The 7,961-nt window shown below is 66.4% G+C and carries 7 protein-coding genes; 3 read left to right on the top strand and 4 right to left on the bottom strand.

Annotated elements, in window-relative coordinates; genetic code table 11:
- Positions 1-100 precede the first annotated feature (100 nt).
- Positions 101-1,108 carry a two-component system sensor histidine kinase NtrB gene (locus UU7_RS16285; RefSeq protein WP_007810252.1) on the bottom strand — a complete coding sequence of 336 codons (1,008 nt, stop codon included), beginning with the start codon at positions 1,106-1,108 and terminating at the stop codon, positions 101-103.
- A gap of 118 nt (positions 1,109-1,226) precedes the next feature.
- Between UU7_RS16285 and UU7_RS16280 the strand changes: the two genes are divergently transcribed.
- Positions 1,227-2,507 (top strand): M20 family metallopeptidase, encoded by a 1,281-nt coding sequence (locus UU7_RS16280; RefSeq protein ID WP_007810251.1) that lies wholly within the window; start codon positions 1,227-1,229, stop codon positions 2,505-2,507.
- Between the two features lie 17 nt (positions 2,508-2,524).
- Here the strand turns inward: UU7_RS16280 and ygiD are convergent, their stop codons facing one another.
- The gene (gene ygiD, locus UU7_RS16275; protein ID WP_007810249.1) at positions 2,525-3,322 is read right to left on the bottom strand and encodes a 4,5-DOPA-extradiol-dioxygenase; all 798 of its coding nucleotides are present in this window, start codon (positions 3,320-3,322) and stop codon (positions 2,525-2,527) included.
- Positions 3,323-3,440: 118 nt separating this feature from the next.
- Here ygiD and UU7_RS16270 point away from each other — a divergent pair, with 118 nt between their 5' ends.
- Both UU7_RS16270 and UU7_RS16265 read left to right on the top strand, forming a co-directional pair.
- Complete coding sequence (locus tag UU7_RS16270) at positions 3,441-4,052, top strand: NAD(P)-dependent oxidoreductase (protein WP_007810247.1); 612 nt, start codon at positions 3,441-3,443, stop codon at positions 4,050-4,052.
- Between the two features lie 70 nt (positions 4,053-4,122).
- Positions 4,123-6,333, top strand: a complete 2,211-nt coding sequence (locus UU7_RS16265; RefSeq protein WP_007810245.1) for a glycoside hydrolase family 20 protein — start codon at positions 4,123-4,125, stop codon at positions 6,331-6,333.
- A 165-nt stretch (positions 6,334-6,498) separates the two neighbouring features.
- Here the strand turns inward: UU7_RS16265 and UU7_RS16260 are convergent, their stop codons facing one another.
- Complete coding sequence (locus UU7_RS16260; RefSeq protein WP_040673615.1) at positions 6,499-7,059, bottom strand: TIR domain-containing protein; 561 nt, start codon at positions 7,057-7,059, stop codon at positions 6,499-6,501.
- A 140-nt stretch (positions 7,060-7,199) separates the two neighbouring features.
- Positions 7,200-7,961: macro domain-containing protein (locus UU7_RS18700; RefSeq protein ID WP_007810241.1), on the bottom strand; the 762-nt coding region annotated here is incomplete at its 5' end.

Below are 7,961 nucleotides of genomic sequence, written 5' to 3'. Positions count from 1 at the left end.
TGGGAGGGGGTTGCTCGGGCGGGCCGCGAAGATCAAGGACTGACCCCACTCCAACCCTCCCCGGCTGCGCAGGGGAGGGAGTGGAGCGCGTGCGCGCGGGTCAGTCATGGGCGCGCTCCAGTGGCAGGTACAGCGAGAACACGGTGTGGCCGGGGCGGCTGGCGCAGCGCAGTTCGCCGCCGTGTTCGTGGGCGATCTCGCGCGACAGGGCCAGGCCCAGACCGGTGCCGTCGGCGCGGCCGGAGACCAGCGGCTGGAACAGGCTGTCGCGCAGCGCGGCGGGCACGCCGGCGCCGTCGTCGATCACGTCCACGCGCAAGGCCATGCGCAGCATCCGCTCGCCCACGCGCAGGCCGTGTTCGATCCGCGTGCGCAGGGTCAGCGTGTGCGCGCCGGCTTCCATCGCGTTGCGGGCCAGGTTCAGCAGCAGCTGTTGCAGGCGATCGGCGTCGCCCATCAGGTCGGGCACGCTGGGGTCGTAGTCGTGACACAGCCGGGGCGGCGCGGGTTCCGCCTGCAGCAGGTCGCACAGGCGTTCCAGCAAGCGGTGGATGTTGACCGGGCCGAGCTGGGGCGCGCCGTCGTGATGCAGCAGGCGATTGGCCAGCACGCCGAGGCGGTCGGCCTCGTCGATGATCAGCCCGGCCAGCGCGCGCAGGTCGTCGCTGTCGACCCGCCGCTGCAGCAGCTGCGCCGCGCCGCGCAGGCCGGCCAGCGGATTCTTCACCTCATGGGCGAAACCGCGCAGCGTGGCCGACAGCGGCGAGCTGCTCTCCACCGGCTCGGCCAGCGCGTGCACTTCCAGCAGCAGACCGTCGTCGAACGGCTGCACGGCGATGTCCGCGCTGAGCTGGCGACCGCTGGCCGCCGGCAGCGACACCCCGCGCCACTGCGCCGGCCGCTGTTCGGTCAGCACCCGCGCCGCCTGCGCCACCGCGCCGTCATCGCCCAGCAAGACCCCGAGCGGCTGCCCGAGCGGACTGCGCAAGCCCAGTTCCAGCCACTCGGTCAGCGCCGGATTGACCCAGCGCAGGCGCAGCTCCGCGTCGACCAGCACCAGCCCGGTCGCCATCTGCTCCGCCCACGTCCGCCACGCCAGTTCGTTCATTGCACCATCATGGACAATGTTTCGATTTGGTGCAACGCCGCAGATCCGCGTGTCGTCCTCACCTGCGATGGACCACCGTGGAGTAGCTTTACAACGATCGAATCACGGGACCCGGACCATGAACGAGAAGTCGACACCTGCCAGCGAATCCCTGCCCGGCAACCTGCAGGACCTGCTGCCGCAACTGGAAGCGCTGTACACCGACATCCACGCGCATCCCGAACTCTCGATGCAGGAGACCCGCACCGCGGGCCTGGCCGCCGAGCGCCTGCGCGCGGCCGGTTATGAGGTGACCACCGGGATCGGCAAGACCGGCGTGGTCGGCCTGCTGCGCAACGGCAACGGGCCGGTGGTGATGTTGCGTGCGGACATGGACGCGCTGCCCGTGGAGGAGGCCACCGGCGCGGCCTACGCAAGCAAGCTCACGGCAACGGACCACGCAGGCAACAGCGTGCCGGTGATGCACGCCTGCGGCCACGACATGCACGTCGCCTGGCTGGTCGGCGCCAGCACCTTGATGGCACAGACGCGGGACAGCTGGAACGGCACGCTGATGGCGGTGTTCCAGCCCGCGGAAGAGACCGCCGAAGGCGCCCAGGCGATGATCGACGACGGCCTGTTCCAGCGCTTTCCCAAGCCCGCCGTGGTGCTCGGCCAGCACGTGATGGTCGGTCCCGCCGGCGCGATCGGCGGGCGCAAGGGGGTGATCACCTCGGCTGCCGACAGCCTGCAGATCCGCCTGTTCGGCCGCGGCGCGCACGGTTCGATGCCGCAGGCGAGCATCGATCCGGTGGTGATGGCGGCGGCCACCGTGCTGCGCCTGCAGACCATCGTGGCGCGCGAACTCTCGCCCAGCGAGGCGGCGGTGCTCACCATCGGTTCGCTGCAGGCCGGCACCAAGGAAAACGTGATTCCCGACGAGGCGGTGATCAAGCTCAACGTGCGCACCTTCGACGAGGGCGTGCGCGCGCGCGTGCTCGCCGCGATCACCCGCATCGTCAACGCCGAGGCGGCGGCGTCGGGCGCGCCGCGCCCACCGGAGATCACCCCGCTGGACAACTACTCGCTGGTGAGCAACGACGAGGCGGCGACCACCACGGTGGCCGAGGCTTTCCGCCGCCACTTTGGCGCCGAACGCATCCACCAGACCGGGCCGACCTCGGCCAGCGAGGACTTCGGTTCGTTCGGCGCCGAGTGGTGCGCGCCCTCGGTGTTCTGGTTCGTCGGCGGCACCGACCCGGAAACCTACGCGAAGGCGAAGGCGGAAAATCGCCTCAACGAGATCCCCACCAACCACAACCCCCGCTTCCTGCCGGTGCTGCATCCGACCCTGGAAACCGGCGTGCAGACGCTGATGGTGGCCGCGCGGGCGTGGCTGGCGAACGGGGCCGGCGACTGATCCCCGCGGCGGACGACTCAGCCGAACTGCACGCTCAGCATCGAGATCGAGCCGCCGTCCATGCCCTCGACCGGGAATGTCACCGCGTCGCTTTCGTCGCTGGCGCCGAGCACGTACAGCAGCGGCAGGTAGTGTTCCGGCGTGGGGATCGACAGTTCGGCATCGCGGCCCAGCGCCGGGTAGTCCACCAGCGCGTGATGGTCGCCTTGGCGCATCAGTTCGCGCGCCCTGGCCTCGAAGCGCAGCGCCCAGTCGAACGGCTCGGCCGGGTGGCGGCCCCAGGCATAGGCGTGCAGGTTGTGCACCACGTCGCCACTGCCGATCAGCAGGATGCCTTCGTCGCGCAGCGGCCGCAGCAATCGGCCCAGGCCGTAGTGGAACGCCGGCGGCTGCGACTCGTCGATGGACAGCTGCACCACCGGCACGTCGGCGTCGGGATAGACATGGCGCAGCACCGACCAGGTGCCGTGGTCCAGTCCCCACGAACGGTCCTCGCCCACGTCCAGCGGCTGCAGCAGGTCGCGCACGCGACGCACCAGGTCGAGGTCGCCCGGCGCCGGGTACTCCACCTCGAACAGTTCGCGCGGGAAGCCGCCGAAGTCATGGATCGTGCGCGGCCTGGCCATCGCGGTGAGCAAGGTGGCCGGCAGGTACCAGTGCGCCGACACCGACAGCACCGCGCGCGGCCGCGGCAGGCGCTGGCCGATCGCGGCCCAGCCGCGGCTCCAGTCGTTGTCGTGCAACGCGTTCATCGGATTGCCGTGGCCGAAGAAGATCGTCGGCAGTCGCCGCGGGGTATCGGGTTGTCCACTCATGTCAGCACTCCGCCGGAAGAAGATCGGTGTAACGCCCGACTTACATTCGCCGTGGCAGTCTGAGCCGACGCCCCGCGTCGTGGCAATGAACGACGTTTCACGCTTCCTGGAGGAACCCATGGACATCGCCCTGCTCGGCGTCAGCGGACGCGTCGGCTCGCGCCTGCTGGCCGAACTGCTGCACCGCGGCCATCGCGTCACCGGCATCGCCCGCGACACCGGCAAGCTGGCCGGCCAGCCGGGCCTGGTGCTGAAGAACGCCGACGCCGGCCAGCCCGCGCAACTGGCGCCGCTGCTGGCCGGCCACGACGCGGTGGTCAGCGCGCTGAAGTTCGCCACCACCGATGCCGCCACCGTGCTCGCGGCGGTGAAACAGGCCGGGGTCAAGCGGTTGCTGGTGGTCGGCGGGGCCGCCACGCTGGAAGTGGCGCCGGGGCACATGCTGCTCGACGCGCCCGGCTTTCCCGCGGCCTACCGGCCCGAGGCCGAGGGGGGGCGCCGCTTCCTCGACACCTTGCGCGGCGAGCGCGACCTGGACTGGACCTTCCTGTCGCCGTCGGCCGAGTTCGTCCCCGGCGAGCGCACCGGCAAGTTCCGCGTGGGCAGCGACCAGCTGCTCAGCGATGCCCATGGCAAGAGCTGGATCTCGATGGAGGACTACGCGATCGCCCTTGTCGATGAACTGGAAGCGCCGAAGCATTCGCGGCAACGCTTCACGGTGGGCTACTGATCGCTCGACAAACGAAGGGGATAATCAATCCTCCTTGATCACCCCGCCCCCTTTGACCGGAACGTCGGCCATGCCCAGACACCTCGTCGCCCTGTTGCTGCTCGCCTTTCCGCTCTGCACTCAGGCAACGGCAACGGGGGTCATCCCGCAACCGGAACGGATCGAGGCAGGCCGCGGCAGCTTCGCACTGGGTCCGAACGTGCGCATCGTCGCGCCGGCCGATCGCCGCGCGCAGGAGATCGCGGCCTTCCTGCGCGACGGCATCCGCGAGGACAGCGGCATCGCGCTGCGGATCGGCGCAGCCACCCGCCAGCCGCGCATCGAACTGCGCACCGACCCTTCCGTGCAGGGCGAGGAGGCCTATCGGCTGACCGTGACGCCGCAGCGCGTCGAGATCGCGTCGGCCGACGACCGCGGGCTGTTCTGGGGCGTGCAGACGCTGCGCCAACTGCTGCCGCCCGGGCATCACGCCACGCTCGCCATCGCCGCCGTGCGCATCGACGACGCACCGCGCTACGCCTGGCGCGGCGTCATGCTGGACGCGGCACGGCACTTCATCCCGGTGGCGCTGGTCAAGCAGCAGATCGACCTGCTCTCGCGCTACAAGCTCAACGTGCTGCACTGGCACCTCACCGACGACCAGGGCTGGCGCATCGAGATCCGCAAATACCCCAGGCTCACCAGCGTCGGCGCCTGGCGCACCGAGGCCGACGGCAGCCGCAGCGGCGGCTTCTACACCCGGCAGGACATCCGCGACATCGTCGAATACGCACGCCAGCGCAACGTGATGATCGTGCCGGAGATCGAGATGCCCGGGCATGCCTCGGCGGCGGTCGCGGCCTACCCGTCGTTGTCCTGCCCGCAGCAGCCGATCGTGGTGCCGGCCACCTGGGGCGTGTTCACCGACATCTACTGCGCCGGCGACGAGGCAAGCTTCACCTTCCTGCACGACGTGCTCAGTGAAGTGGCCGAGCTGTTCCCTGCGCCGTACATCCACATCGGCGGCGACGAGGTGCCCAAGCAGCAATGGGCGCAGAGCGCATCCTCGCAGCAGCGCATGCGCGACGAGCACCTGGCCGGCGTCGACGCCCTGCAGAGCTGGTTCGTCCAGCGCATCCAGCGCGACCTCGAAGCGCGCGGCAAGACCCTGGTCGGCTGGGACGAGATCCTCGAAGGCGGCGCCGACCGCAACGCCATCGTGGAAATGTGGCGCGGCGACGCCGAGGCGGCCAAGGCCCTGGCCAACGGCAACCGGCTGATCGTCGCCGGGCCGTTCTACCTGGACACGCCGATCGAGGAACTCACCACGCAGGACATCTACCGCATCAACCCGTTCGCCTCGCCGGCTTTCGCGGGACACCAGGACCAGGTGCTCGGCGCCGAGGCGCCGCTGTGGAGCGAATACGTCACCCCGCGCAACCTGGAGGCGATGCTGTACCCGCGCGTGATCGCGCTGGCCGAACGCCTGTGGAATCCCGACGCCAACGACTACGCCGACTTCCAGCAGCGACTGCGCACGCAGTACCCGTGGCTGGACGCCCAGCACATTGCCTACGGCCCGGAAGACCGCGACCTGGTCGACTACAAGCTCGACTACAACCCGCTGCAACACCGTTGGCGCGTGCGCGCCGCGCGCGGCTTCGACGACATCGCGCTGCACTACACCGTGGACGGCAGCGAGCCGACCTCGCAATCGCCCGCCTTCGGCGACGTGCTGGACCGCTACGTGCCGGCGACGCTCAAGATCGCGCCTTTCCGCCACGGCGTGCCCTACCTGCCCAGCCAGACGTTCCAGAGCGTCGACAACAAGGCGCTGGGCAAGCCGATCAACTACCTCACCGCTCCCGACCCGCACTACGCCGGCACCGCCACGCAACTGGTCGACGGCGTGATCGGCGACGACGACTTCAACGATGGCCTGTGGGTGGGCTGGAGAGGCAGCGACCTCGACGCCACCCTCGACCTGCAGCCCGTCACGCCGTTCCACACCATCCAGATGCGCTTCCTGCAACAGAGCGGTTCATGGGCGCTGCTGCCGCGCCGCGTCACCTTCGCCGTTTCGGATGACGGCAAGACGTGGCGCACGCTGCAATCCACGCCGATCGCGGTGGACCCGATGGACCTGCGCGCGATGATACGCACGGTGCGCTTCGAAGCCGCCACGCCGGTGACCGCCCGTTACCTGCGCGTCACCGCGCAGAACTACGGGGTGCTCCCGCCCGGCCATGAGGGCGCGGGGAAGCCGGCCCATTTGTTCACCGACGAGATTCTCGTGCAGTGAAACTCACGGATGACTTTCGCTCGGGAGTTCTGTCGGTTGGCGTCAGGGGAGTGGGATGGCAAGCGGGGCAGGCGCCAGATCGTTTCGATGGTGGGTTTCGGCCAGGACCGGTCGTTCAACGTTTGAGTTCAGTGGCTTCCGAAGGCAATACACTGGAACGAATGGTCAGGGCTTTATGAGCCCCCAGCCAACCTGAGTTTCACGGTTGTAGAAGCCGTAGCCATTTGTCGGATAAGCCGTGTTCGAGACGCCAAACTGCGCGATAGCGTCAAGCACAGCCGGTAGTTTGAACGGGATGTGGATTACGCGAGCCTTGCCGTTCGTGATGCGTGATGCAAGAGCAGGAGGCCAATAATTCGCAAGGTCTGCCGGTGCCAGTATCGAGTCGAAGTCCGGATAGACAGCGATGATCGGCATCTGACACACATCTACGGCGTGGGCTATCTCGAATGGAACCCAGTCGGTGTCGTTTTTTGTCGTCGTCGTCAGGACAAGCACCATGTGCTTGGAGTTGTTGAGGCGCGCGACCAGCGACCGACGCAAAGTTTCCTTTGTTGATGAATCTCGTACTGCCGCTGTCTTCTCATGGCTGTTGATTAATGTGAATTCAATGTTCTTGTTAGCACTCCACATCTTCATCGTGTTGTAGTACTTGATATCTGATGCCGTGGGATCAGTTGTTCCGCCAGCGTGGAAGGCGACATAGGAGCCGTTTCGGTAAGTCATTAGTTTCTCCGGAAATTCTCGATTAATGCCGGGCCCACTCTGTCGCCAGCAGTTATTAACGATCCAAACAACGAATGGCGGCAATGCTCTCTATTCGCCGTAAGCGATCAGCCGCCGCAAGAGTGAGAAAGGCCCACACGCTAGACGCCGTTCTTCACCGATGCGATGTCCAAGAGATTGATCTGATCGATCTTGCTCTCGTGAATGACGATGGTTAGCTTTGCAGGATACTTGAACCGCATCTCGCTGATCCGGAAGGTCCACAGCATGATCTTCAACAAGTCCTCATCGCTGATCGTCTTGTGACCCTTGATACGGGTAATCCCAGAGCCAAAAATAGTTGTTGACACGCTTTGCTGGGCATAGACCTTATTAACTTTGTCCCAGAAGTTGATGAGGAACTCTAGGTACTCCGGCATCGTCAGGTTGGCCTGGTTCTTAGCGTCAAATCGGGCAAAAGCCGTGAGGAGGAAGTCGTTGTACACGCAGATCGTGCCAAGCCGGTACCGCGTCGTCTTGCCGATACGTCGCCGAACCGTGGTCTCGAAAATATCCCCATCGTCGAATCGAAAGTTCGCGATATAGTCGTCGAGCGCCTCGACAGACTCCTTCAGCTCAGACTCGATAAACTTTCCGTTTAGCGATGCCTTGCTGATGATGACGTTGTCCACCCGGGTGTCTAGGTATTCGTTGAAAGCAATCGCCTTCAGCCCCTTTTGCTTGAAAATGTCACCGGTGGTGATGCTTACTTTACTTCCTTCAATCTCGATGCTGATTTCACGAAGCGAATTCGCGCGCACCCAAGTGGCGAGGTGAATCAGGGCAAGCACGGCCAAGAACGCGATGCCAGCCCCTATCTTGTAGTCGGCTGGTATGTCGACGGGCGAGTTCAATTCTGAAGT

The sequence above is a fragment of the Rhodanobacter spathiphylli B39 genome (genome assembly GCF_000264295.1).
GTDB lineage: Bacteria > Pseudomonadota > Gammaproteobacteria > Xanthomonadales > Rhodanobacteraceae > Rhodanobacter > Rhodanobacter spathiphylli.
This window is presented reverse-complemented; position numbering and strand designations above follow the sequence as displayed.

Bases quoted from the DNA above. Each gene is read 5' to 3' on its own strand.
- UU7_RS16285 (WP_007810252.1), bottom strand. From the start codon at position 1,108: ATGAACGAACTGGCGTGGCGGACGTGGGCGGAGCAGATGGCGACCGGG.
- UU7_RS16280 (WP_007810251.1), top strand. From the start codon at position 1,227: ATGAACGAGAAGTCGACACCTGCCAGCGAATCCCTGCCCGGCAACCTG.
- ygiD (WP_007810249.1), bottom strand. From the start codon at position 3,322: ATGAGTGGACAACCCGATACCCCGCGGCGACTGCCGACGATCTTCTTC.
- UU7_RS16270 (WP_007810247.1), top strand. From the start codon at position 3,441: ATGGACATCGCCCTGCTCGGCGTCAGCGGACGCGTCGGCTCGCGCCTG.
- UU7_RS16265 (WP_007810245.1), top strand. From the start codon at position 4,123: ATGCCCAGACACCTCGTCGCCCTGTTGCTGCTCGCCTTTCCGCTCTGC.
- UU7_RS16260 (WP_040673615.1), bottom strand. From the start codon at position 7,059: ATGACTTACCGAAACGGCTCCTATGTCGCCTTCCACGCTGGCGGAACA.